Here is a 25285-nt window from a genome sequence, read left to right as displayed (position 1 = left end):
TCATGAAAAAACATATATATATTATCGCTTTTATACTATTGCCTGTCCTGCTTATCAGTGCAACAAAGTATGGTTTTGTAGACAAATTGAAACAGTCTCTGCTCGTAAACCGTATTACCTATCCGGATGAGAAAACTTATCTGCAAACAGATAAAACATATTACAAACCATCCGAAAAAATCTGGTATAAAGGTTTTCTTGTAAACGGATCAGATAACAGACCTTCCATAACAAGCGATGTAGTCTATATCGACCTCATCGACCCATGGGGGAAAGTTATTCAACATAACGAACACAATACATTAGAAGGAACTTACTCCGGCAATTTTGTTATTGCAGAGAGCAATCCGGGTGGGTTGTACAAGATCAGGGCATATACCAGCTGGATGAAAAACTGGGGAGAAGAAAAGTATTTCACAAAGGAACTTACCGTCCAGAAGGTAATTACTCCACGCATGCTCTTAAAACTTGATTTTGCAAAACGTGCTTACGGGGCAGGAGATGAGGTTGTAGCAGACCTGAAAGTTACAGACCTGAGTAATAATAAAACCAGCGGAAGCGAAGTCAGTTCTACGGTACGTATCGGAGGTATTGCTGTACAAACACTCACAAATAAAACGGAGAACGGAGAAGTAGCTATAAAATTCAATCTGCCCAAAGACCTCAATACGACAGACGGTATTTTGCAGATAGTTGTAAGAGACAAGGGCGTGGAGGAATCTATAACCCGTTCCATACCTATTGTATTGAATAATATTGACATACAATTCTATCCCGAAGGTGGAACACTTGTAGAAGGCGTTAAGTGTAAAGTAGCGTTCGAAGCTTTGAACGAATTCGGGAAAGGCGCAGATGTGAAAGGTGATATTGTAGACCAGTCGGGAAACAAAGTTGTGTCTTTCGAAAGTTTCCATCTTGGTATGGGTGCATTTGAGTTTACGCCGGAGGCAGGTAAAACATATTATGCAAAGGTTACGCAGCCTCAGGACTGTAATACACAAGCGACCTTACCTCAAGCTGACAAAGACGGTTATGTACTCAAGCTGAACTCAAAAAATGAGAAGAAAATATCATGGGATATATACTCTCCCGATAATACGAAAAACGTTTCACTTGTAGGGCATACACAGAAAGAAATCTATTACAGCGAGACACTGAAACTAAAAAAAGGTTGGAATAAAGTGGATGTAAACACATCTGAGTTTCCTATTGGTGTCGCAATATTCACATTGTTTGATAAAGAAACCGAAAAGTGCGAACGTCTGGCGTTTATCAATCCTGATAAAGGGTTACATATTGAGATCGAAACCAACAAGGACACTTATGCACCTACGGAGGAAGTCTCTCTTACTGTAAAAGCGAAAGACAAGCAGGGTGAGCCTGTCGCTGCAAATATTGGCCTGGCTGTGGTTGACGAGCAGTTGCTGACAATGGCCGACGACAAACAAGACAATCTGTTGAGCTATATGCTTTTCTCTAGCGAACTGAAAGGTAAAATAGAAGAACCATATTTCTATTTCAACAAAGAAGAACCCAAAGCGAAAGAGGCCATTGACTACCTGATGCTTACGCATGGCTGGCGTAGCTTTGTATGGGAAGAAATATTAAACCCGCAGCAGAAAGAAATAACACATTTTGCCGAAAAAATAAACACTGTATATGGCTATGTATTAAGTAAAGACGGGAAACCGGCTCAAACGGACGTATATCTGATAGAAACGGACGGGCGGAAACGCATCGGGAAAATAAAAACAACAGAAGAAGGACATTTCGTATTTCACGATGTGGATTATACAGGAAACATACATGTAACAACGCGTCTGCCGAACAGAGTTGTCCTTCTGAATGGCAAGCCGGAGATTGCACCTCCGCCATCATTCTCATTATCTCCTTTTGCCGCTAATGACGATCAGTACACTGCCATAGGAGAAGATAAGGTCGTGACAAAAATAGCTGAAAGCTATCAGGACAATCGGGTATCAGACATCGTTGTACCAATGCCCGAAGAGCAATATGAAAGCACAGGAAGTGCCTCCCAACTGGATGAGGTAGTAGTTGTCGGTTATGGAACACAAAAACGAGCGAACCTTACCGGATCTGTATCCATAGTAAGGAGTCAGGAACTGGCAAGCTATTCTTTGGCTTCCCAATTGGCAGGAAGGGTTCCCGGAGTAATGATCAGTCCTGCGGACGGAAATCCCGGCGCATCTTCAAATATACGCATCAGGGGTATTTCTTCCCAATCGACACAGGGTGAGCCGCTTGTCATTATAAACGGTATTCCGATAAACGATTCTTATTCATCCTCATTGAGCTTTATCAACCCCGATGATATAGACAATGTTTCAGTACTAAAAAACACCTCATCTACAGCAATATACGGAAGCAGGGCTGCTAATGGTGTAATTTTAATAACAACAAAAAACAGCCAGTTCGGACAAAAATATATTCCAGGTAAAGCACGTTTTGCGGGTTCAACGGTTATGAAACGCAGGTTTTATAATGCAACACCATACAATCAGCATACCGAAAATGCCGGACTTGAAAACTCTACTGTCTACTGGAATGGCAATGTCCGTACCGGTAATAATGGGGAGGCTACGGTTAGTTTCAAAAACAGTAAACAGTCTTCTACATTCCGTATTACAGCCGAAGGACTTTCGGTCAATAGCGGACTTATAGGCAGTGAGACAAAACGGATTGTTACAGAAAAGCCATTCTCTCTGGATGCAAAAACACCTGTCTTTGCTGCGGTAAACGATGTGATCAATCTTTCGGTAATGGTGCGCAATACAACGGATAAACCAATGAATAGCATCGTGTCGGTCAACCTAAGTAAAGGTTTCCCAGGTGATATACAGACGACATTACCGTCCCAGAATATTCTTATTCCGGCAAAAGAGACAAAAAATGTATATTTCCCTATCAGAGTGGGGCATAATACAGGCAAGTTTAATATATCCATAAACGCTACAAGTGATATGCACAAAGACGCCATAAGTAGAGAGATCACAGTACGTGATGTAAACTTTCCGTATTCGTACAGTTTCTCCGGAAATAACACGACTCAGACCGAAACCTTTACATTGCCCGACTATGTATCCGGTTCTCTTAGAGCCGAAGCTGTGGCTTATATCAGCGTTCTGGATGAACTGATAGATGGTGTGGAAAGTATATTCAGTGTGCCGTCCGGTTGTTTCGAACAGGTGTCATCGAGTACATTCCCGAATATTTTTGCTTTGCAGTTATTGAAGACGACTGGGCAAACCCGTCCGGAAATTTATAAGAAAGCCACTGAATACCTGAAGATAGGTTACAACAAATTGGCAGCCTATGAAGTGAAAGGGACAGGTGGATTCGAATGGTATGGCGGAACTCCTGCACACGAAGTATTATCAGCCTACGGATTAGTCGAATTTTACGAAATGGCTAAGGTGTATGATAAGGTAGACAAAAAGAAGATGAACAGGGCGTTGTCATTCATATTGAGCCGCAAAGACGGATCGGGTGGATTTAAGCAAAACAGAGGTAGATATGGTTTCTCCGGTGCTCCTAGACATGTAAACAATGCTTACATTGTCTATGCCCTTACCGAAACAGAAAATACGTCAGATATCAATAAAGAATATCAGTCGTCACTGAAAGAAGCATTGGACAGCAAAGACCTGTATCGTATGGCACTGATGGCGAATACCGCCTATAATATGAAAGACATGGCTTCGTACAACAAATTGACAGACTATTTCGGTAACTATGCGCAGAAAGAAGATCTTTCGAAAATAAATATAGAATCTACCATCGTGTATAGTCATGGTGATGCCGGGCGTAGAGAAACCGTAGCTTTCTGGCTGATGGCACTGCTGAGAGATGGCAAAGACATGGCACTGATAGAAAAGTGCGTTAGATATATCAATAGTGGACGCAGTAGAGGTGGTTTCGGCAACAGTCAGGCAACTAGTATTTGCTTGCAGGCTTTAACAAAATATGCCGAACGAATTAAACTGAACGAAGACAATGGTGGCGAATTTTGTGTAACAATTAATAATGAAAAACTTGATTGTAAGGACATCAAGGCAGCAGTATCTGCCGGGGAAAATAGGCTGGCTGTTTATTTCAGCGATAAGCTAAAAAAAGGGAGGAATACCATAAAAGTGGAATTTGAACAATCTAAGAACAAATACCCTTACGGGGTTAATATTTATTGGCAGTCACCGACTCCTCCGTCCAGTGGATTATGCCCGTTAAAATTAACAACTACATTGGGTTCGAACACGATAAAAGTGAATGAAACAGTACGCTTGTCAGTCAAACTTCAGAATACAAAACAGGAAGGAATACCGATGAGTATTGCAGTGATCGGCATTCCGGGCGGAATGAGCCTGCAACCTTGGCAGTTGAAAGAACTACAAGAAAAAGAAGTATTTGACTTCTATGAGATAATAAATGATAACCTTGTGATTTATTATCGCGAATTCGGACCGAGTGAAACCAAAATTGTAAATCTCGACCTGAAAGCAGAAATAGCAGGCCAGTATAGGGGAATCGCATCTTCTGCCTACCAATATTATATGGAAGAGTTCAAATACTGGATAGAAGGGCTTTCAGTTACAATAGAATAACTCCTTTGGCTAGTCCGAAATAACAGTTACAGATTTACTTAGATAAAAATATTAATAATTTAACCTGTGGTGTATTTATACTTATATAAATGCATCACAGGTTTTTCATAATTTTACAATTGAAGTTTTTCACAAAAGAGAGAAAGAGGCAGAACCGCTTCCCAAAACCTTATCAACTCACCAGTTGGATTCTCGTATGGGTCTTGGATCTGGGAAAAAGATATAGTCTAAGGAACTGTTTAAATTTGACCGAAAATATTTCATATAACTGTTTCAGATATCACTTCATTGCCACTCGGCACATTGATACCTTATAAGTAAACTTCTATGATTTCAACAAAACTACTATTGTTTACGTATAATTTACGCTAAACATTTTGCAGAATAAAAATAACATTATATATTTGCGTATAATCTACGCAAACTAACATATAGACTATAAAAATGAACGAACAACATAAAAAAAGAATAGGAAAATTTCTGAGTCTCGTCTTACGTCATGAGCCTCAGAAAATAGGCATCCAGCTTGATGGAAACGGTTGGGCTTGATGTACAGGAGCTCATACAAAAGTGCGCAAAGCACAGGGTGAATTTCACAATGGCAGAGTTGGAAGAAATAGTAGCCACAAATGATAAGAAACGCTACTCGTTCAACGAAAAAAGAACAAGGATACGCGCCAATCAGGGACACTCTATAGAAATAGACCTCACCCTGTCTCCTGTCGAGCCACCGGAATTTCTATATCATGGTACAGCCGATAGATTTTACACTTCGATAATGACAGAAGGAATAAAGAAAATGAACCGTCAGCATGTACACATGAGCAAAGACAAAGAAACCGCACATAAAGTTGGTTCGCGGCATGGACGACCAATAATTCTTACTATCTTGGCAAAACAAATGTATAGTGACGGAATCGAGTTTTTTCAGTCCGACAATGGGGTTTGGCTGACGGAATCTGTTGATCCGAAATATATATCGAAATAGAATGGATATAAAAGACCGGTTAAAAGGATGCTTAATTGCCGGAGCGGTTGGTGATGCTCTCGGACATAAATATGAAGGAATTGATCATATAACAGATATGGACATTGAGTTCGATTGGCAAATATCCGATGACACACAATTAACTGTAGCTACATCCGAAGTTCTTCATAATGCTATAGAGATTGAACCCGAAAAAGTAGCTGAAAGATTTCTATACTGGTACAATAAAGGTAAACTTTCCGGACTGGGAGCAAGTACATTAAAGGCATTACGTGAGTTACAGGTCGGAGGACATTGGGCTATAGTAGGACGTTCAGGTGAATTTGCTGCAGGCAATGGTGCGGCAATGCGCATAGCTCCCTTAGCGTTCAAAAAATATGCAACCAGACTAAAGATCAGAGATATCTGCTCTATTACCCATCGTAACGATGAAGCTTACACCGGAGCTTTAACCGTCTACTATGCAATAAAAGCATCTATACTGAATATTTGGGAAGGAGATGATAATCTTATCGATTATGTAATAGAGAAAATACCGGATACCAGAGTTCGGGACAGATTAATAGAGGTCAATAAACTCAAACATTTATCCATTGCCGAAATAGGAGAAATATATAAGCCGACTGGCTATGTTGTAGACTCTGTGCCAATGGCAATATTCGCTGCACAAAAGATTAATCAATCTGATTTCAAATCTCTTATCACAAGTTTGATAAAGATAGGCGGAGATACAGATACTGTTTGCTCTATGTTTGGCCAAATAACAGGAGCATTGAAAGGCATTGATATGATTCCTGCCGTTTTCATGAATAAATTTGATAATTTAGAAGTCAGTCAAACTATCCTAGACCTTGTAGATAAATGGAGAGAATAAACATTACGTATAACACATGGAAAATAAATAGCTATGGATACTAAAATCACTCTAATAAAAGACGACATAACCACCATACAAGCCGATGCTATCGTAAATGCAGCCAACTCTTCGTTACTTGGCGGAGGAGGTGTCGATGGTGCTATACACCGCAAAGGCGGAAGCCAGATACTCGAAGAATGCAAAGCTATCCGCAACAGGCAAGGCAAATGTGCCACAGGACAGGCAGTATATACTTCTGCGGGACGGCTTCCGGCAAAGTATGTTATACACACTGTTGGACCTGTGTGGAACGGTGGAGGGCGAAACGAACCTAAACTGTTAGCTGACTGCTATTCCAATTCTTTGAGATTGGCAAACGAGTTGGATGTAAAAACTATCGCTTTCCCTAATATCAGCACAGGAGTGTACAGGTTCCCGAAAAAAGAGGCTGCCGAAATAGCCATCCGGACAGTGCGTGATTTTGTGAGCAACGAAAACCGGACTGTAGAAGAAATTATCTTCGTTTGCTTCGATGACGAGAACTATCTTTTGTATAAAGAATTGCTGAAAATATAGTTAACGAAAGGCTTCATTTTCTCATCAAACATCCTACCTTTGTTATTATTCAAGTCTTATAACAAAATCGTAGCTTACTATGAGAAAATTGATTCTTTCGCTCTTAATATCAGTGATAGCCCTACCGCTGATATCCGCCCAAGAAGCGCGGTTGCTCCGTTTTCCGACGACAAACGGACAGGAAGTAGTCTTCTCTTATGCAGGAGACCTGTATAAAGTGTCTATCAATGGAGGAGAAGCCAAACGCCTTACCTCGCACATCGGATACGAGATGTTTCCGAAATTCTCGCCCGATGGCAAAACAGTCGCTTTCACCGGACAATATGATGGTAATACCGAAGTATATACAATTCCTTCGGTAGGAGGCGAACCTCTCCGTATTACCTATACCGCGACAAACAGTCGTGACGACATAGGCGACCGCATGGGGCCCAATAATATTGTAATGGGATGGACACCAAACGGAACGGATATTATCTATCGTAACCGCATAAGTGACGGATTCTCCGGCAAACTGTATCTTGTAAATAACGAAGGTGGTCTGTCTAATGTACTGCCATTACCCGAAGGTGGTTTTTGCAGTTATTCACCTGATGGCAAGAAACTCGCTTACAACCGTGTGATGCGCGAGTTCCGCACATGGAAATATTACAAAGGCGGTATGGCAGACGACATCTGGATATACGATCCCGCAAGCGGATCGGTAGAGAATGTCACCAATAACGATGCGCAGGACATTATGCCAATGTGGATAGGCGATGACATTTACTTCATATCCGACCGCGACCGCACCATGAACCTGTTCGTATACAATACAAAGACCAAGCAAACAAGCAAGGTGACTAACTTTACCGAATACGATATCAAGTTCCCGAGTTTTCATGGCAATACTATCGTATTCGAGAATGGCGGCTATATCTATAAACTGGATGCAGCAAGCAAGCAGCCTGTAAAGATCAATATCACACTGGCATCAGACAATATCTATGCTCGTAGCGAAATCAAAGACGGACAAAACTATCTGACCTCTGCAAGCCTGTCGCCCGACGGAGAACGCCTTGCTGTGACCTCGCGCGGCGAAGTATTCAACATCCCGTCTGAAAAAGGCGTTGTTAAGAACATCACCCGCTCGCCGGGAGCACACGACCGCAATGCTGAATGGTCTCCTGACGGGAAATCTATTGCATACATATCCGATGCTACAGGAGAAACCGAGCTTTATCTGCAGGATGCAACAGGCTCAGAGCCCGTACAACTGACAAAGAACAATGATACTTATATCCGCTCATTCAGTTGGAGTCCCGATTCTAAGTCGATCGTTTACACTGACCGCAAGAACAGGATAAACCTGCTGGATGTATCATCAAAGCAGAAGAGCACATTACTCACCGACCCTGCGGGCGAACCGCGCGCAGTGGCTTTCTCTCCCGATAGCAAATGGCTGACATATACCCGTTCCGAATCCAACGAATTCGATGTAGTATATGTATTCAACATTGCTGCCAAGAAGGAATACCCTGTGACCGACAAATGGTATGAATCATACAACCCTGCATTCAGCAAGGATGGCAGATATCTGATATTCACTTCCGACCGCGACTTCAATCCGATATACGGACGCAAAGAGTGGAATCACGTTTATACTACTTCTGGTGGCGTCTACCTCAGCCTGCTGTCGAAAGATACCCCTTCCCCATTCCTCGAAAAGGATGCCGAAGTAAAGACAGGTGATGCTAAGAAACCCGAAGCCGCCAAAAAGGACTCGTTGAATACGGTAAAAATAGACTTTGACGGCATCACCGACCGCATCGTGAAACTACCTATAGCTCCATCATATTATTGGGGATTCTATAGTGATGGCGACAAGGTATATTACAACAAGCCGGGCAATGCTATGATGTATGACCTGAAAAAGCAAAAGGAAGAAACGATTGCCGATCAGGGAGCATCGATACACATAGGCAATACAGATAAGAAAGCACTGTTCCTTAGAAACAAACAACTGTTCGTCACTGCGATCCCTTCGGGCAAGACCGAACTGAAAGATGCTGTCAATATGTCGAACATGAAGATAACTACAGATTACCCGATGGAATGGGCACAAATATTCGATGAAGCATGGCGTGTATATCGTGATGGATTCTATGTGGAGAACATGCACGGGGTAGACTGGAAAGCCATAAAGGCCAAATATGCCGTACTGCTGCCTTATGTAAAAAACCGCCTCGATCTGAACTACATCATCGGCGAAATGATTGGCGAACTCAACTGCGGACATGCCTATGTGAATCCGGGTGAAGCCGATCGTGCCGACAGAATCAAGACCGGACTGCTGGGTGCAGAAATATCGAGAGACAAGAGCGGATTTTTCCGCATCGAAAAAATACTGCAAGGTGCATCGTGGGATAAGAAGTTACGCTCTCCACTTACCGAAGCAGGCATAGAGGCTAAAGCAGGCGATTTCATCGTAGCAATAGATGGTGTACCCACCAACAGCGTAAAAGATATGTATGCCCTGCTGACCGGAAAAGCAGGCATACCTACCGAAATATCGCTCAACAGCAAAGCACAAGTGGCAGGTGCACGCAAAATAGTGATCAGCCCGTTGGAAGAAGAATACTCGCTCTACCACTACGAATGGGTACAGAACAACATTAAGAAGGTAGAGAAAGCATCCGGCGGAAAGATCGGCTACATCTACATACCCGACATGGGGCCTGAAGGGCTGAACGAGTTTTCTCGCTACTTCTACCCGCAACTCGACAAAGAAGGGCTTATCATAGACGACCGCGCAAACGGCGGTGGGAACGTGTCTCCGATGATACTCGAACGCCTGTCGCGCGAGCCGTACCGTCTGACAATGCGACGTGGGTCGAACCGTATAGGTACTGTGCCCGATGCTGTACAAGTAGGACCTAAAGTGTGCCTTATTAACAAATACTCGGCTTCGGACGGTGACCTGTTCCCTTGGGGATTCCGCGCACTGGGATTGGGCAAACTGATCGGAACACGCACATGGGGCGGTATAGTCGGCATATCGGGCTCCCTACCGTTTATAGACGGAACAGATATACGCGTACCGTTTTTCACCAGTTACGACGCCAAGACCGGACAATGGATCATCGAAAATCATGGTGTAGATCCTGACATAATTATCGACAACGACCCTGTGAAAGAGTGGAACGGTGAAGACCAGCAACTCAACAGAGCCATAGAAGAAGTGATGAAGGAACTGAAAAACCGTCAACCGTTGAAACCTGTTCCTGCACCAAGAGTATGGAACAAGTAAATAATGAAATCAACATAATTAAGGGTGGCTTCGGTCACCCTTTTTTAATGATTTGCATTAGTAACTGTAAGCCTTTTATTCTTAATATATAGTCTGTTCTGTTTTTGCTTATCTACCTGATTTTAAACAGGCTCTAAAAAAAGATTGCCGGAAAAGTATATTATCTTGTAATAACTTTTCCGACAATCTCAATCTCAAACGTTAGTGTATAATTATTTATTTAATGGATCGAAACATTTCATAAAGCAATATTTACCTATTCACCCGTTTCTACTACACTTCTCTGCTTAGGATTTACAGGTGCAGTGGCTGAATGAACACAGTTACCTACATTGACCAATATAGCATCGCCTTCTACCATACCGCAACGGTCGGTAGTGATACGGCGATAATAATATGCACCGGAAACCGTTTGAGCCGGAAATATATAGTTGACGCCGGTAGCACCGGAGATATCCGTCCAGCCGGAAATACCATCGGCACTCGACTGCCACTGATAGGTATAAGACCCGCTGCCACCCGTTACTTCGGAGGTAAGACTAACACTCTCCTTTTTGCAAATCTCCTGTGTACCCGAAGATACACCTTTTGCAACGGACGGATATACTGTTATATCTACTTTCCCTTCTATTGGCTGAGAACAAAACTCAGGTGTAACGGACACTTTGTATGTACCCTGCATGGCAAGGGTGGCGCCGGTAATCACTGGATTTTGCTCGGTAGAAGTGAATCCGTTAGGGCCTGTCCACAGATATGAAACGCCGCCCAAAGTAGCACACTTGAGGTTGATGCTTTCGCCCAGACAAACAGATGATGGTTCGGTACTGGCAATATTGATAGTGGACAGGTCGAATACTTCGATACCGATATTGTCCATACACGTGCCGCAGGCGTCGGTAATATGTATGGTGTATTTATCGCCGGTCTTGCCATAGTGAAATATTGCCCTGTCGTCACTAACTACAGGGTCGATAGCTTCGCGCTGTGTGTTGTCGGCATTCCATAGCTCGTAGGTATAGGGGGCAATACCGTTTTGTGCCTTCACTACAATAGTGCCCGACTCGCCGCCGATACAGTTGTAAGCTGAGGTTTTGGAAACATCTAGCGAGAGGGGTTTCTTTATATATTCTTCGATAGGCATGCTACAAACTAAATAATTTGTAGCACCTGGATTTTGGGCTATCCCCACCCCTAGTCTATATTTCCCTACTGAAGCCATAGTTAGTGTTTGTCCCAGAGGAATGGTAGTCTGGTCGTAGCCATCCGGACCTGAGCTAAAATGAAAATAAACAGGAACTGCTAGACCATTATATATAATATCTGCTGTGGGAGTAACCTCAATACCATCACAAGTTTCCTTCAAAGTATAACCAAAGTTTCTCACTTTGTAGTTTGCACCATTGGCAGTTATTTTTATTGTTTGCACATTGCCACAATTATTATCAGCCACGATAGTATAAGTGCCGGCAGGCGTATAATGTACAGCAGACGGCAAGAGCGTTATCTCCTGTTTGCTTGCTGATTCAGGGTTTAAGGTATATGTACGGGGAGTATATCCGGACGGACCAGTAATAGATACAGTAGTACCTACAGAAACATTAGTGCCGGATAGTCTGAATGATGCCATATCATCTCCACAACTGAGGGAACTATAGCTTGTTGTAAAAGTATATGAAGGTGTCGGCATTTTTTTTGCCGGAATGTTTAAAGTTTTCCATTCACCATTGACAAACCTATAATTAAGACTGTAATCGACACCATAACTCAACAAAGGCATACTATAATATTCAGTAGTGACAAGTTTTGTATCAATAATAGTAGTTCCTTGCCTAAGTTCTATATCCATAGATTTTTCACAACCTTTTGGTAATTCAACAGAAGCCTTCCAACCTTCACAATACAGTTTAAAGGTACTACTTAACTTAGCTTCCGTTGTGTAAGGGTAGCTATACTTGATATTGATTGTATGAATTTTTCCCGTATTGTCCGTTATTGTCATTGTATAAGATGTATCGAATTCGATGGGCACTGTACTTTTCAAATAGTCGCCAAACTGGTACTCTGCATTGTTATATATCTCTTGCTTACCTTGTTTGATGGTGATCGAAAGTGGGTAGCAGTAAAGGAATTTGGGCTGAATATCAGGACATATAGTAATTGTCGGCTTACAGTCTTTTACTGCTAATTTATAAGGGATAGGACGCATGACATTAGTCATATATTTATCTGGAGAAACCGTCTGTGTCTGATACACTCTGCTATATGACGCATAACCTTTTAGTCTGACATGTATATCCAAGCTATTACTTGTGAAAAAATCGGTATAGCTATATGGGGATAAATCCAGTGGAGTAGTTGATGTATAATAAAAATATCTACCGTTCACTAGTTCCTTATTTTGATATACCCAGTCAGTCCATGCAGTCGGAGTTTGTCCGGTAGGCGCAGCTCCTATTTCGTACATTTCATCTTCAAAATAAAGGTGGTAATCATTATCAGCACTGGCGGATACTCCTGCTGTATTAATAACAATAATATTACATGATTTCCCATCAACATAAAAAGGAGAATTTATAGTGCTACTAAGAATGGAATTCGCCTCCATATTGGGAATCCCTGTCAGTTCTTCCAGTGTAAAACTCGCAATAGCCGTATAACACTCATCGGAGATCTCTACCGTATAGTGTCCTGCAGAGTAGTTTTTAGTAGGGAATCGGTACAGGTCACCGTCTTTTATGGGTGTTATCACTCCAGTAGCTACTCCGGCAGGTGCTGAGGTGATATTGAATGTAAGAGATCCGTTACCGCCAGTCACATTTAATACTATGCTTCCGGTAGCGCATCCGGCATATGGTTTACGCGATTCTAGGAAATTGATTGAAGTCTCTATTTCTCTGTAGTTACCTTCTACTATTACATTTTCTATTGTTTTTATCTCGTTGTAGGTAGGATCTGCACTACACTGTGCCAGTACGGTAAGTGTATATGTTCCGGCAGGCACGCCCGATATGGTACTGTTGTTTTGCGGTGTCACATTAAAGCCATCGGTACTGCTTAGCCCGTATTGTATATTTATCAGATTTTGGGTGTCGCCATCCAGTGTTACGGTTACTGTACCGTTTGCCATACAGGTAGACGGCGATGTAGTTGCTGCCACCGTAAAGTCGTGTGCGCATGTCTGTGCTACTGTATGCTGCGATAGCAGACATAGCATGAGCAGGCAGACAAATGCTGCTATGTACTTGTTGTTTATATATAATTTCATAAGTTTCTGTATTACTTTATATTCCGGCTGTCATCCAAAACAGCAACACCTCCTGTTGTCATTTGAGTACAAAGGAAGAGTGCACTCAGGCATAGCACGAGTACAATCAACTATATATCTTCGATGATTACCGGATTATACGGGTTATTTTACTTTAAATATGATATTCATATAGGTGTTGTCCGATATGCTGTATCCATTTTTCACCTTGTATGTAAGCAACCCGTTATTATCTACAGCTACCTGTTCGAATACATCTTCATCGTAGTATGTAACAAAGAAATCGAGCCTTGTTGCCGGATATAGCGGCAATGTTCCTGCCAGAGGATTTTTAGTGGTATGTGTAGTCTTTGTCAGCGCAAACTGTTCGGAATACTTCTGGTAGAGTGGAATTTCAAACTGCTGCAATGTAGTATTGTATTCTGTGCCTCCTGTCGGTTCGAGGGGTAATACTATAGAGGGCATATAGAAGAATGTTTCGGCTTCGGGCACCAGACGTATCCATCGCGTGCCGTTGTTGTAGTAGTATCCGGGCTGTACATCGTCTGCCGTTTGCGTATTGTACACAGTCATTCCTTCTACGTGTGCTGTCATAGGAGCAGCCAGTGTTGTCGATTGCAGCGATACGCGGGGCATCAGTAAGCCTTTCTGTGCAGTCCCGTTAGTCTGTTCGCTGAGATCTAATAGTGCATCTTTGTTAGGTGGTGTAGCTGACCCGATAGTTACCTGAGCTTTTACATTCTCTGATCCGCATATTATTAAAAATATGCTTAATAATAAAACTGTTAGTTTTGTCTCCATCTTTTTTGTGAGTTTAGTTAAGTATTAATATTTATATAATCTGTTAATAAATTATTTCTAAATAAATTCAATGCGCTGAAGTATCTGTCATCGGTTTTCGCAAATAGATGACAAATTAATGAAGACAAGACAAATATTTGAAGACAATTAGTATAGTACTGTGATAATATAAGTAATATATACTCTCCATTTTTTTCTTCAGGCATTGAATTTTATATGCTCATATATTTTTGATCGCTTATTATTTTTTAGTTCAACCTCAAACTGTAGTGTATAATTATTTATTTAATGGATCGGAGCATTTTTAAGCGACCATACAAAAATATCGGTCAATACTTTGGCAAAATTGTTCCATCTATCGCCTGAAGATACAGATCCAAATTTGTCGCCAAATATAAATACGCCGTTCGATAGGTCGGCAAAGGCTGAAGGATAGCCGTCGACATTCATAAATACTGTTCCGGTTTTTGACGATACATATCCGCAGTTAGATCCGCTATAACCTATCCCCTGACTGATTGTCCCTATATTGAAAGGTGCGCCGTTAGCCGATGAAAACACTTCGGGCAGGCGACTGCCATATACAGATCCATAAGCTGAGCTACCATCCTCTATATAATATCCCAGAGCGTTTGGTACGGTCGATTCGGCTGCTTTATCCCCGGTTATCATAACAATCCCTTTTCCGGCTTTGCTCCATTCATTAATCAGCACTCCTGCACCATAGTGATGTATTTCTGATGCTCCCACCCAGATGATAGAGGCTTCTTCAATATATGTCTGTAAGACAGCCATCTCTCCGGATATTGGAACATTTATAATTTCCACATTCAGTGTGCCCGCATACACTCTTGGGGCACTTAGAGTTGTGCCTACTATTGAGGTAGAGGCGCCTCGCAGCCAGTTCCCAACAGCAGTGTAAACAGAAGATGAACTATAATTACCCCCGGTGGAAGTTAGCCCTGTACTATTTTGATCACCGGCCAAATTAAGTATTTTCAGAGTGGCTTCCGATCTTTTCAGAAATTTGATTTGTGTACTTGTACACACTACCGTTATAGGGTCAGGATCGCCATCTACCGGTGTAATAGTAACGGTAGCATTGAAGGTGCCGGCAGCCGTTGGTGTTCCGCCTGCAATGTCGATATACAGGCTTACGGTAGTAGGCCCCAGATTTACGAAGTTTCCTCTACCCTCGAATGTAATCCCGTTGCAGACAGCAGAATAAACATAAGAACCCATTTTCGTCACGTTAACAGGAACTTCTATCCTCACATTCTGGTCTTTAAGCGGCTTGTCCATATCGTATGCGCCTGTGACTGTTATTTTGTCACAATCAGTAAACTCTACAAGACCCGGCTCTTGTCCGTTGCATAGGCTGATCCATTCCATAGAGTTCCAGAATTCGAAACACTTGGTTTCGGTGTTAAAAATTGCCAGTCCCTTTGCTCTTTCTTTTTTATTGTCTTCGCTTATTGTTGGCAGCGATAGTGAATTTCGTTGTGTAGTTGTAAGTTGTGGCAGGCGAAGCCCCCCTTTTGTTTCAGCTGTAGATATTTCCAGTACGGAAAAATCCTGAGGAGGAGTTCCGTCCCCGATCGTTACCTGAGCCTTTACATTCGTAGACCCGCATATTATTAAAAATATGCTTAATAATAAAACTGTTAGCTTTGTCTCCATCTTTTTTGTTAGTTTAGTTATGTATTTATATATTATAGTCTATATAGTTTGTTATTAAATCATTTCTAAATAAATTCAATGCGCTGAAGTATCCGTCATCGGTTTTCGCAAATAGATGACAAATTAATGAAGGCAAGACAAATATTTGAAGACAATTAGTATAGTACTTTGATAAAAAAAGTAATATAAACTCTCCATTTTTTTCTTCAGGCATTGAATTTTATATGCTCATAAGTTTTTGATCGTTTGTCATTTTTTAATAATTGTCGCAAAGCTAATTGTTTAATTATCTTACAACTAGAATATGCGGTATGGTACCCGCAAAAAGAAAGTATGCTCTCCGCAAAAAGAGTATGACTGCCGCACAAAAAAGGTATGAAATGAAAATCTTACAGAGAACGTCGATGTAACACGCAGGATATAAACACATTACACCTACACCCTGCTACTTATCGAACAAAACACTGATATTGAAGAAATATCATTGAAAAATGTAAGTATGGCTATTAAGCCTATGCTTTTATTATTGCTTTTTAGACAACTTTCCGTAACTTTGAGACATCTTTTTTGTTATAAGGATGAACAAACTAGAATGTAAACAAAAATGGAGAATACTTTAGTAAGAACAGATTTCAATTTTGCGGGACAAACCCATGTATATCATGGTAAAGTAAGAGACGTTTACTCAATAGGTGAAGACCTGCTGGTGATGATAGCTACAGACCGTATTTCGGCATTCGATGTAGTATTACCACAGGGAATCCCATATAAAGGACAGGTGTTGAACCAGATTGCTGCCAAGTTTCTGGATGCGACAGCCGATATTGTACCCAACTGGAAACTGGCTACTCCCGATCCGATGGTGACTGTGGGGTTGCGATGCGAACAGTACAAGGTAGAAATGGTGATACGTGCATACCTTACCGGTAGTGCATGGCGTGAGTATAAGGCAGGAGCAAGAATGCTTTGCGGTGTACCTCTGCCTGAGGGAATGAAAGAAAATGAAAAATTCCCCTCTCCTATTATCACTCCGACCACCAAAGAAGATGTAGGACACGATGAGAATATCTCGAAAGAAGAAATTATTGCTCAGGGGTTGGTAAGCAAAGAAGAATATGAGCAGCTGGAGAAATACACTTATGCCCTGTTTCAACGTGGAACAGAAATGGCTGCACAAAAAGGACTGATCCTTGTAGATACGAAATATGAATTTGGTAAGAAAGATGGTAAAATCTATCTGATAGACGAAATACATACACCCGATTCGTCACGCTACTTTTATGCCGACACTTATCAGGAATTGTTCGATAAGGGTGAAGATCAAAGACAGTTGTCTAAAGAGTTTGTTCGCAAATGGCTTATGGATAACGGATTTCAGGGTAAAGACGGGCAGAAAGCACCTGAAATGACCGAAGAATATTGCAACAGCGTATCGGAACGCTACATCGAACTATACGAAAAGATAGTGGGTGAAAAGTTCGTTAAGGCTGATGCAAGCGATGTTGCCGGACGTATTGAAAAAAACATAATTAATTATCTGAATAAATAAGAAGGGGTTTATCGATGCCGAATCTTTATATCATATCAGGCTGCAACGGTGCGGGAAAAACAACCGCATCGTATGCCATGTTTCCCGAAATGCTGGACTGTAAGGAGTTCATCAATGCGGACGAAATAGCGAAGGGGCTTTCTCCTTTTCAGCCGGAGACCGTTGCTATCGATGCAGGGCGTATCATGCTGATGCGTATGAACGAGATGCTGCGCATGAAAGAAGATTTTGCAATCGAGACCACACTGGCTACTAAGTCGTATGCCAACTTTATACGCCGGGCGCAGAACGAAGGGTACTTTGTTACTCTGATCTACTTCTGGCTCGAATCGCCCGAACTGGCAATTAGAAGGGTAGAGCAGCGTGTACGTTTCGGAGGACACCATGTTCCCGACGAGGTTGTTTTAAGACGGTATTATGCCGGTATGCGCAACCTGTTCTCTATGTTTATACCTATTGCCGATTACTGGATACTGATTGATAATTCTACCGATCCTTTCCAGATGATTGCTGAGGGCAACCGTACACAGGTACAGGATATTCAGGATGAAGAAATTTTCTATTATTTGAAGAACGTATGACATACGAAGCCGAAAAGGTAGTACCCTACTCCAGTGAAGAGAACAAGGGCGCTCAGGTAGAGCGTATGTTCGATTCCATAGCCGAAAATTACGATGCGCTAAACCGTACGATGTCGATGGGTATCGATATCAGTTGGCGCAAGAAAGGTTTGTCGATGCTAAAAAAGCAAAATCCACAGACGTTACTCGATATTGCTACAGGTACTGGCGATCTGGCAATACAGGCGTTCGATATACTTCAACCTCAATCTATCTTGGGAATAGATATTTCGGAAGGTATGATGGAAGTAGGCCGTAAGAAGGTAGAGAAAGCAGGATTGTCGGATAAGATCAGCTTTGAGAAACAGGACTGTATGGCTCTGGAAATTCCCGATAATTCGTTCGATGCAGCTATGGTTGCTTTTGGTATCCGCAATTTTGAAGATCTCGACAAGGGACTAAGGGAAATACTGCGTGTGCTGAAACCCGGAGGACAACTGATGATACTGGAATTAACTAAACCGAATAGCTTCCCACTAAAACAGGGATATTGGCTTTACACACGGTTGTTCATTCCTACAATCGGACGTCTGATATCGAAAGATAAGACGGCTTACTCTTACCTGCCTAAATCGATACAGGCATTTATACAAGGCAAGGAAATGACCAATACACTTTTGAAAAATGGTTTTTGTGAGGCTATCTATAAAACTTATACGATGGGTGTTTGTACTATGTATCTGGCATCTAAATAATAGATAATAAAAATAAAAGCCCGCTAAACATAGTGCTTAGCGGGCTTTCTTTTATACTGGGTTTTCTTATCTTCTCATCTTCGGCATTTTGCCACCCTTCATCTGAGTCATCATTTTCATCATCTTGCGGGTTTCGTCAAACTGTTTGATCAGCTTGTTCACTTCCTGTATAGATGTCCCGCTACCAACAGCTATACGTTGACGGCGGCTGCCGTTCAGTATTTCGGGAGAAGTTCTCTCTGCCGGAGTCATTGAGTAAATGATAGCTTCGATACTCTTGAAAGCATCATCGTCTATATCGAGGTCTTTGATGGCTTTACCCACACCCGGAATCATGGATGCAAGTTCTTTGAGATTACCCATCTTCTTGATCTGCTGAATTTGTCCGATGAAGTCGTTGAAGTCAAACTGGTTCTTGGCAATCTTCTTTTGCAGGCGGCGAGCCTCTTCTTCATCGTATTGCTCCTGAGCCTTTTCTACGAGTGACACAATATCACCCATTCCCAGAATACGGTCGGCCATACGTTCAGGGTGGAATACATCCAGTGCATCCATCTTCTCGCCTGTACCTACAAACTTAATCGGCTTGTCTACTACCGAACGGATAGAAAGCGCAGCACCACCACGTGTATCACCATCGAGTTTAGTCAGCACAACCCCATCGAAATTCAGCCTGTCATTAAATTCCTTAGCGGTATTTACAGCATCCTGTCCGGTCATGGAGTCTACCACAAAGAGTATTTCGTCAGGTTTCACAGCTTCTTTTACAGCTGTGATCTCTTTCATCATCTCTTCATCTATAGCCAGACGTCCGGCAGTATCTATAATAACAAGGTCGTTGCCGTTCTGCTTGGCAAATTTTATCGCATTCTGTGCTATCTGTACAGGATTCTTATTCTCTTCCTCTGCATAAACGGGAACTTCTATCTGTTGTCCCAGTATCTTCAACTGCTCTATGGCGGCAGGACGATATACGTCTCCAGCCACAAGTAATGGATTCTTACCCTTTTTCGATTTCAGCAATTTGGCAAGTTTACCCGAGAAAGTCGTTTTACCTGATCCCTGAAGACCAGACATCAGGATAACAGCAGGCGAGTTATTCAGATTGATATCGGTAGCTGTACCACCCATCAGGGTAGCCAGTTCGTCATGTACGATCTTCACCATCAACTGCTCAGGTTTAACGGCTGTTAGCACGTTTTGTCCCAGCGCTTTTTCTTTTACGGTCTCGGTAAATTGTTTAGCTGTTTTGTAGTTAACGTCGGCATCCAACAGCGCGCGGCGTACATCTTTGAGGGTTTCCGCTACGTTTATTTCGGTGATTTTTCCTTCACCTTTCAGTATCTTAAACGAGCGTTCCAGTCTATTACTTAAGCTTTCAAACATATTGTATCGTTGTTATTTATTATCAAGATTATACGGGAGCACAAAGATATAAACTTTTGCTATAAAGTGAAAAACTGATTGTGGTTTTCTTGTTCTTTATCCTTCTGTTAATATCATTTGTCTGTACTCTTCTCTACACTCTCCTTTTTCTCCAATCTGATTTTATTCTCTCTTTTATCCTCTTTTTCGTAAGCATCAACTATGCTCTGAACCAGTTTGTGACGGACTATATCGGCTTTGTCGAATTCGACACGTCCGATACCTTTCACGTCTTTCAGTACGCGCAGGGCATGTTTCAGTCCCGACATTTGCGACGGAGGAAGGTCAATCTGTGTAATGTCGCCTGTAATGATCATTTTGGCGTTCATCCCCAAACGGGTAAGGAACATCTTTATCTGATGAGTGGTCGTATTCTGAGCTTCGTCGAGTATAATGACAGCATCACTCAGCGTACGTCCGCGCATAAAGGCGAGAGGTGCTATCTGTATCGTTTTATTCTCGATGTAGTCCTTTAGCTTGGCAGGAGCTATCATATCTTCCAGTGCATCATACAAAGGTTGCAGATACGGGTCTATCTTGTCTTTCATATCGCCGGGAAGAAAGCCAAGTTTTTCGCCTGCTTCTACTGCCGGGCGGCTGAGTATGATCTTTTTCACCTCTTTATTCTTGAGAGCTTTTACTGCTAATGCAATGGCCGTATATGTCTTCCCCGAACCCGCAGGACCAATGCCGAATACCATATCGTTTTTATGGAAGCTGTCGACCAGTTTTTGCTGATTGGGTGTGCGTGCAAAGATAGGCTTACCGTTGATACCGTATATAATGAGGTTGTCCTGTTTTACGACATTGGGCGATTTGCCTTTTACTATATCTATAATGTCTTCTTCGGTAAGCTTGTTTCGCTCGGTCGAATAGTTTTCCAGTTCTCTGATCTTTTCTTCAAAGAGCGGCACATCTTCGGCATTGCCAATCACTTTTATGGCATTACCCCGGGCGACGATACGTAGTTTAGGAAAAAGAGTTTTTAATAGCTGTATATTGGAATTATTGACGCCGAAGAACACAACGGGATCAATATGTTCTAAAATTATTATTTGTTCTATCATTCAATTCTATATCAACAAAGTACCATAATGAATTTAATTTGGTTTGTCGGGTGTTTTGTAATGGAACACAAATATAGGTATAAAATTTATATTTGATTATGCTTGTCTGATAATCAATTCACTTTCACTTATTTTTTTTATCTTTGCTTTCTTGTAATTTAACTATATAGAATACATCTAAATAACACCGGCTGTGGCAAAGAAAGTAGCAGAAACCCCATTGATGAAACAATATTTCGAGATCAAGAGTAAGCACCCCGATGCTATACTATTGTTTCGGGTAGGCGACTTTTACGAGACTTTCTCCCAAGATGCGATAGATGCTTCCGAAATACTGGGGATAACGCTTACCCAACGCGGTAATGGTACAGCTCAGTTTGTAGAACTGGCAGGATTTCCTCATCACGCACTCGACACATATCTGCCTAAGCTGGTAAGGGCAGGCAGGCGCGTTGCCATCTGCGACCAGCTCGAAGACCCGAAGCAGACCAAGACACTTGTAAAAAGAGGTATTACGGAGCTTGTAACTCCGGGTGTTTCTATCAACGATAATATACTGAACCATAAAGAGAATAACTTCCTGTGTGCTATTCATTTTGCAAAAAATAATTGTGGGGTATCATTTCTCGATATATCTACAGGGGAATTTATGGTAGCAGAAGGAACTAAAGAATATGTAGATAAGCTGCTTACAAACTTTTCACCTAAAGAGGTCTTGGTGGAACGAAGCAAGAAGAAGCTGTTTGAAGAATATTTTGGCACGCGTTTCTTTATCTTCGAACTCGAAGACTGGGTGTTTACGGAAGATACAGCACGTACACGTTTGTTGAAGCACTTTGAAACACGCAATCTCAAAGGCTTCGGCGTGGAGCATCTGACGAACGGTATAATAGCAGCGGGGACAATCCTGCATTATCTCGATGTCACGCAACATACACAGATAGGGCATATTTCCACACTTTCGCGTATAGAGGAAGATAAATATGTCCGTCTCGATAAATTTACTGTTCGCAGTCTGGAGCTTATCTCTACAATGAATGAAGGCGGTAAAAGCCTTCTCGATATACTGGACAGGACTGTTTCGCCAATGGGTGCACGTATGCTTCGCCGGTGGATGGTGTTTCCTTTGAAGGACGCCAAGCCTATAAACAGCCGGTTGTCGGTTGTCGAATATTTTTTCAAAGACATAGAGCTTAAGCAGCTACTCGAAGAGCAGTTGACGCTGATCGGCGATCTGGAGCGTATTATCTCAAAGGTAGCAGTAAACCGTATTTCGCCACGCGAAGTAGTGCAGCTTAAAGTAGCATTAAAGGCTATCGAGCCTATTCGCAATGCCTTTCTGGCATCGGACGAACCGAGTCTGCGGGAAATAGGGGAAAAGCTCAATCCTTGCCCTGTCATCCGCGACCGCATAGAAAAAGAAGTACAACCCGACCCGCCCGCTTTGCTGAATAAAGGAAATGTAATCAGGAAAGGAGTAAATACAGCTCTTGATGAATTGAGGGATATTGCTTTTTCGGGGAAAGATTATTTATTGAAAATACAGCAGCGAGAGACGGAGGCTACAGGCATATCGTCACTCAAAATAAGTTTCAACAACGTATTTGGATATTACATAGAGGTGCGCAATGCCCATAAAGACAAAGTGCCTGCTGAATGGATACGCAAACAGACACTGGTAAATGCCGAACGATATATTACGCAGGAGCTAAAAGAATATGAAGAGAAAATTCTGGGAGCCGAAGAAAAAATATTAGCACTGGAAACCAGCATATTCAATGACCTTGTACATAGCCTTGTAGAATATATCCCTACCATACAGGTGAATGCCAGCCTGATAGCACAAACCGACTGCCTGCTGTCATTTGCCAAGACGGCGAAGGAAAACAAATATATCCGCCCTGAAATAAACGATTCGGATACGCTGAATATCAAAAACGGACGTCATCCGGTGATCGAGAAGCAACTGCCGCTGGGTGAGTCCTATATAGCGAATGATGTTCTTCTCGATAACGAAAAACAACAGATCATCATCATAACAGGGCCTAATATGGCAGGTAAGTCGGCATTGCTCCGTCAAACAGCTCTGATCACACTCATGGCACAGGCAGGTAGTTTTGTTCCTGCCGAATCGGCGCAAATAGGGCTTGTAGATAAAATATTTACGCGTGTAGGGGCATCCGATAATATTTCATTGGGCGAATCTACCTTTATGGTGGAAATGAACGAAGCTTCAGATATATTGAACAACCTTTCGTCGAAAAGTCTTGTGCTGTTCGACGAACTGGGACGCGGAACAAGCACCTATGATGGTATCTCCATTGCGTGGGCTATTGTGGAATACATACACGAACATCCGAAGGCTCGGGCCAAAACGCTTTTTGCTACACACTATCATGAACTGAATGAGATGGAGAAGTCCTTTAAGCGTATAAAGAACTTCAATGTATCGGTCAAAGAAGTGGACAATAAAGTAATATTCCTGCGTAAACTTGTGAAAGGTGGCAGCGAACATAGCTTTGGTATTCATGTGGCTAAAATGGCAGGAATGCCGCAAAGCATTGTGAAAAGGGCGAATAATATATTGAGCCAACTGGAATCAGATAGCCGTAAACAGGGTATCTCCAAGCCGATAAAAGATATTAAGGAAAACAGGGAAGGTTATCAGTTAAGCTTCTTCCAACTGGATGATCCTGTATTGAGTCAGGTGCGCGATGAGATAAAGTCGCTTGATGTAAATAACCTGACCCCGATGGAAGCCCTGAATAAGCTAAATGATATAAAGAAGATTGTTTCCGGTAAATAAAATGTTAATATATTGCATTTTACTAAAGATTTTTCATTCCTTTGCAGTCTGAAACAGACTTACAACATCTATAAACTTGGAAAAATAACTCATAAAAATGAACCACAAGAAAATACTGGTTACCGGAGGAGCCGGATTTATAGGCTCTCATTTGTGCGAGAGGCTACTGAATGAAGGAAATGAAGTCCTTTGTCTCGATAACTATTTCACCGGATCGAAAGATAATATTGTTCACTTATTAGACAATCCTTATTTTGAACTGATACGGCACGATGTGGTTCATCCTTTTCATGTAGATGTAGATGAAATATATAATCTGGCATGCCCTGCATCTCCCGTCCACTATCAGTACAATGCGATCAAAACCATTAAAACGTCAGTGATGGGAGCTATCAATATGCTGGGGCTGGCAAAACGTCTGAAAGCGAAAGTGCTTCAGGCTTCTACTAGTGAAGTGTATGGCGATCCGCATGTACATCCGCAACCCGAATCGTATTGGGGAAATGTGAATCCGATAGGTATACGTTCATGTTATGACGAGGGAAAGCGTTGTGCCGAGACATTGTTTATGGACTATTACCGTCAGAACGGAGTGAGAATTAAGATTGTGCGTATATTCAATACTTATGGTCCACGTATGAATCCGGAAGACGGACGCGTGGTTTCCAATTTTATCGTTCAGGCACTGAAGGGTGAAGACATTACAATATACGGAGACGGTACGCAGACGCGCAGTTTCCAGTATGTAGACGATATGGTGGAAGCGATGGTACGTATGATGGCGACCGATGATTCGTTTACAGGCCCTGTAAATACAGGTAATCCGGGAGAATTTACCATGCTCGAACTCGCCAATCTGGTATTGGATCTGACCGGATCGAAATCGAAACTTATATTCATGCCTTTGCCGAGTGACGATCCGAGACAGAGAAGGCCGGACATCACACTGGCTAAGGAAAAACTAAACTGGGAGCCTAAAATACAGCTGAGAGACGGGCTGGTAAAAACGATAGAATATTTCGATAAAATATTAAAATAAATAAATACCT

The 25285-nt window shown here is 42.0% G+C and carries 15 protein-coding genes; 10 read left to right on the top strand and 5 right to left on the bottom strand.

All coding sequences use genetic code 11. The features are described 5' to 3' along the window. Positions 1–2: 2 nt before the first annotated feature. The 5 genes from M2448_RS00545 (at position 3) to M2448_RS00525 (ending at position 10328) form a co-directional block, all read left to right on the top strand. Positions 3–4619, top strand: coding sequence for a TonB-dependent receptor plug domain-containing protein (locus M2448_RS00545; RefSeq protein ID WP_280644291.1), 4617 nt, complete (start codon positions 3–5; stop codon positions 4617–4619). A gap of 529 nt (positions 4620–5148) precedes the next feature. Further along, positions 5149–5607, top strand: a complete 459-nt coding sequence (locus M2448_RS00540; protein ID WP_280644289.1) for an RNA 2'-phosphotransferase — start codon at positions 5149–5151, stop codon at positions 5605–5607. 1 nt (position 5608) lies between these two features. Further along, positions 5609–6481: an ADP-ribosylglycohydrolase family protein gene (locus M2448_RS00535; protein ID WP_280644287.1), complete on the top strand. Its 873-nt coding sequence runs from the start codon at positions 5609–5611 to the stop codon at positions 6479–6481. Between the two features lie 33 nt (positions 6482–6514). Further along, a complete protein-coding gene (locus tag M2448_RS00530; protein ID WP_280644286.1) occupies positions 6515–7039 on the top strand; it encodes an O-acetyl-ADP-ribose deacetylase in 525 nt (174 codons plus the stop codon). A 79-nt stretch (positions 7040–7118) separates the two neighbouring features. Beyond that, positions 7119–10328, top strand: coding sequence for a S41 family peptidase (locus tag M2448_RS00525; protein WP_280644285.1), 3210 nt, complete (start codon positions 7119–7121; stop codon positions 10326–10328). Positions 10329–10584: 256 nt separating this feature from the next. On the opposite strand, the gene M2448_RS00520 is transcribed toward M2448_RS00525, so the two are convergent. From M2448_RS00520 to M2448_RS00510, 3 genes are all read right to left on the bottom strand, one after another. Continuing rightward, the gene (locus tag M2448_RS00520; protein WP_280644284.1) at positions 10585–13593 is read right to left on the bottom strand and encodes a hypothetical protein; all 3009 of its coding nucleotides are present in this window, start codon (positions 13591–13593) and stop codon (positions 10585–10587) included. A gap of 144 nt (positions 13594–13737) precedes the next feature. Continuing rightward, entirely contained in the window at positions 13738–14394 is a 657-nt protein-coding gene (locus tag M2448_RS00515) for a hypothetical protein (RefSeq protein WP_280644283.1), read from the bottom strand. A 285-nt stretch (positions 14395–14679) separates the two neighbouring features. Continuing rightward, on the bottom strand, positions 14680–16074 hold the full coding sequence (locus M2448_RS00510) for a hypothetical protein (RefSeq protein WP_280644282.1): 1395 nt from the start codon (positions 16072–16074) through the stop codon (positions 14680–14682). A 604-nt stretch (positions 16075–16678) separates the two neighbouring features. On the opposite strand from M2448_RS00510, the gene M2448_RS00505 reads away from it, so the two are divergent. From M2448_RS00505 to ubiE, 3 genes are read left to right on the top strand one after another with little or no spacing between them, the layout of a single operon-like run. Continuing rightward, complete coding sequence (locus M2448_RS00505) at positions 16679–17623, top strand: phosphoribosylaminoimidazolesuccinocarboxamide synthase (RefSeq protein WP_280644281.1); 945 nt, start codon at positions 16679–16681, stop codon at positions 17621–17623. Between the two features lie 14 nt (positions 17624–17637). Beyond that, positions 17638–18204, top strand: a complete 567-nt coding sequence (locus tag M2448_RS00500; RefSeq protein WP_280644280.1) for a zeta toxin family protein — start codon at positions 17638–17640, stop codon at positions 18202–18204. After that, complete coding sequence (gene ubiE, locus M2448_RS00495; protein WP_280644279.1) at positions 18201–18938, top strand: bifunctional demethylmenaquinone methyltransferase/2-methoxy-6-polyprenyl-1,4-benzoquinol methylase UbiE; 738 nt, start codon at positions 18201–18203, stop codon at positions 18936–18938. The genes M2448_RS00500 and ubiE overlap by 4 nt, the downstream gene beginning before the upstream one ends. A 66-nt stretch (positions 18939–19004) precedes the next feature. Here the strand turns inward: ubiE and ffh are convergent, their stop codons facing one another. Together ffh and M2448_RS00485 are read right to left on the bottom strand one after the other, a co-directional pair. After that, positions 19005–20324, bottom strand: coding sequence for a signal recognition particle protein (gene ffh / locus M2448_RS00490; RefSeq protein WP_280644278.1), 1320 nt, complete (start codon positions 20322–20324; stop codon positions 19005–19007). Positions 20325–20437: 113 nt separating this feature from the next. Further along, entirely contained in the window at positions 20438–21430 is a 993-nt protein-coding gene (locus tag M2448_RS00485) for a PhoH family protein (protein WP_280644277.1), read from the bottom strand. Positions 21431–21653: 223 nt separating this feature from the next. Between M2448_RS00485 and mutS the strand changes: the two genes are divergently transcribed. Next, on the top strand, positions 21654–24236 hold the full coding sequence (gene mutS / locus M2448_RS00480; protein ID WP_280644659.1) for a DNA mismatch repair protein MutS: 2583 nt from the start codon (positions 21654–21656) through the stop codon (positions 24234–24236). Positions 24237–24333: 97 nt separating this feature from the next. Then, on the top strand, positions 24334–25275 hold the full coding sequence (locus tag M2448_RS00475) for a UDP-glucuronic acid decarboxylase family protein (RefSeq protein ID WP_280644276.1): 942 nt from the start codon (positions 24334–24336) through the stop codon (positions 25273–25275). Positions 25276–25285: the final 10 nt, after the last annotated feature.

This window comes from Dysgonomonas sp. PF1-14 (assembly GCF_029892965.1).
GTDB lineage: Bacteria > Bacteroidota > Bacteroidia > Bacteroidales > Dysgonomonadaceae > Dysgonomonas.
Note: the sequence above shows the minus strand (reverse complement) of the source record. Positions and strands in the feature narration are given on the sequence as shown.

Bases quoted from the DNA above. Each gene is read 5' to 3' on its own strand.
- M2448_RS00545 (WP_280644291.1), top strand. From the start codon at position 3: ATGAAAAAACATATATATATTATCGCTTTTATACTATTGCCTGTCCTG.
- M2448_RS00540 (WP_280644289.1), top strand. From the start codon at position 5,149: ATGGAAACGGTTGGGCTTGATGTACAGGAGCTCATACAAAAGTGCGCA.
- M2448_RS00535 (WP_280644287.1), top strand. From the start codon at position 5,609: ATGGATATAAAAGACCGGTTAAAAGGATGCTTAATTGCCGGAGCGGTT.
- M2448_RS00530 (WP_280644286.1), top strand. From the start codon at position 6,515: ATGGATACTAAAATCACTCTAATAAAAGACGACATAACCACCATACAA.
- M2448_RS00525 (WP_280644285.1), top strand. From the start codon at position 7,119: ATGAGAAAATTGATTCTTTCGCTCTTAATATCAGTGATAGCCCTACCG.
- M2448_RS00520 (WP_280644284.1), bottom strand. From the start codon at position 13,593: ATGAAATTATATATAAACAACAAGTACATAGCAGCATTTGTCTGCCTG.
- M2448_RS00515 (WP_280644283.1), bottom strand. From the start codon at position 14,394: ATGGAGACAAAACTAACAGTTTTATTATTAAGCATATTTTTAATAATA.
- M2448_RS00510 (WP_280644282.1), bottom strand. From the start codon at position 16,074: ATGGAGACAAAGCTAACAGTTTTATTATTAAGCATATTTTTAATAATA.
- M2448_RS00505 (WP_280644281.1), top strand. From the start codon at position 16,679: ATGGAGAATACTTTAGTAAGAACAGATTTCAATTTTGCGGGACAAACC.
- M2448_RS00500 (WP_280644280.1), top strand. From the start codon at position 17,638: ATGCCGAATCTTTATATCATATCAGGCTGCAACGGTGCGGGAAAAACA.
- ubiE (WP_280644279.1), top strand. From the start codon at position 18,201: ATGACATACGAAGCCGAAAAGGTAGTACCCTACTCCAGTGAAGAGAAC.
- ffh (WP_280644278.1), bottom strand. From the start codon at position 20,324: ATGTTTGAAAGCTTAAGTAATAGACTGGAACGCTCGTTTAAGATACTG.
- M2448_RS00485 (WP_280644277.1), bottom strand. From the start codon at position 21,430: ATGATAGAACAAATAATAATTTTAGAACATATTGATCCCGTTGTGTTC.
- mutS (WP_280644659.1), top strand. From the start codon at position 21,654: ATGAAACAATATTTCGAGATCAAGAGTAAGCACCCCGATGCTATACTA.
- M2448_RS00475 (WP_280644276.1), top strand. From the start codon at position 24,334: ATGAACCACAAGAAAATACTGGTTACCGGAGGAGCCGGATTTATAGGC.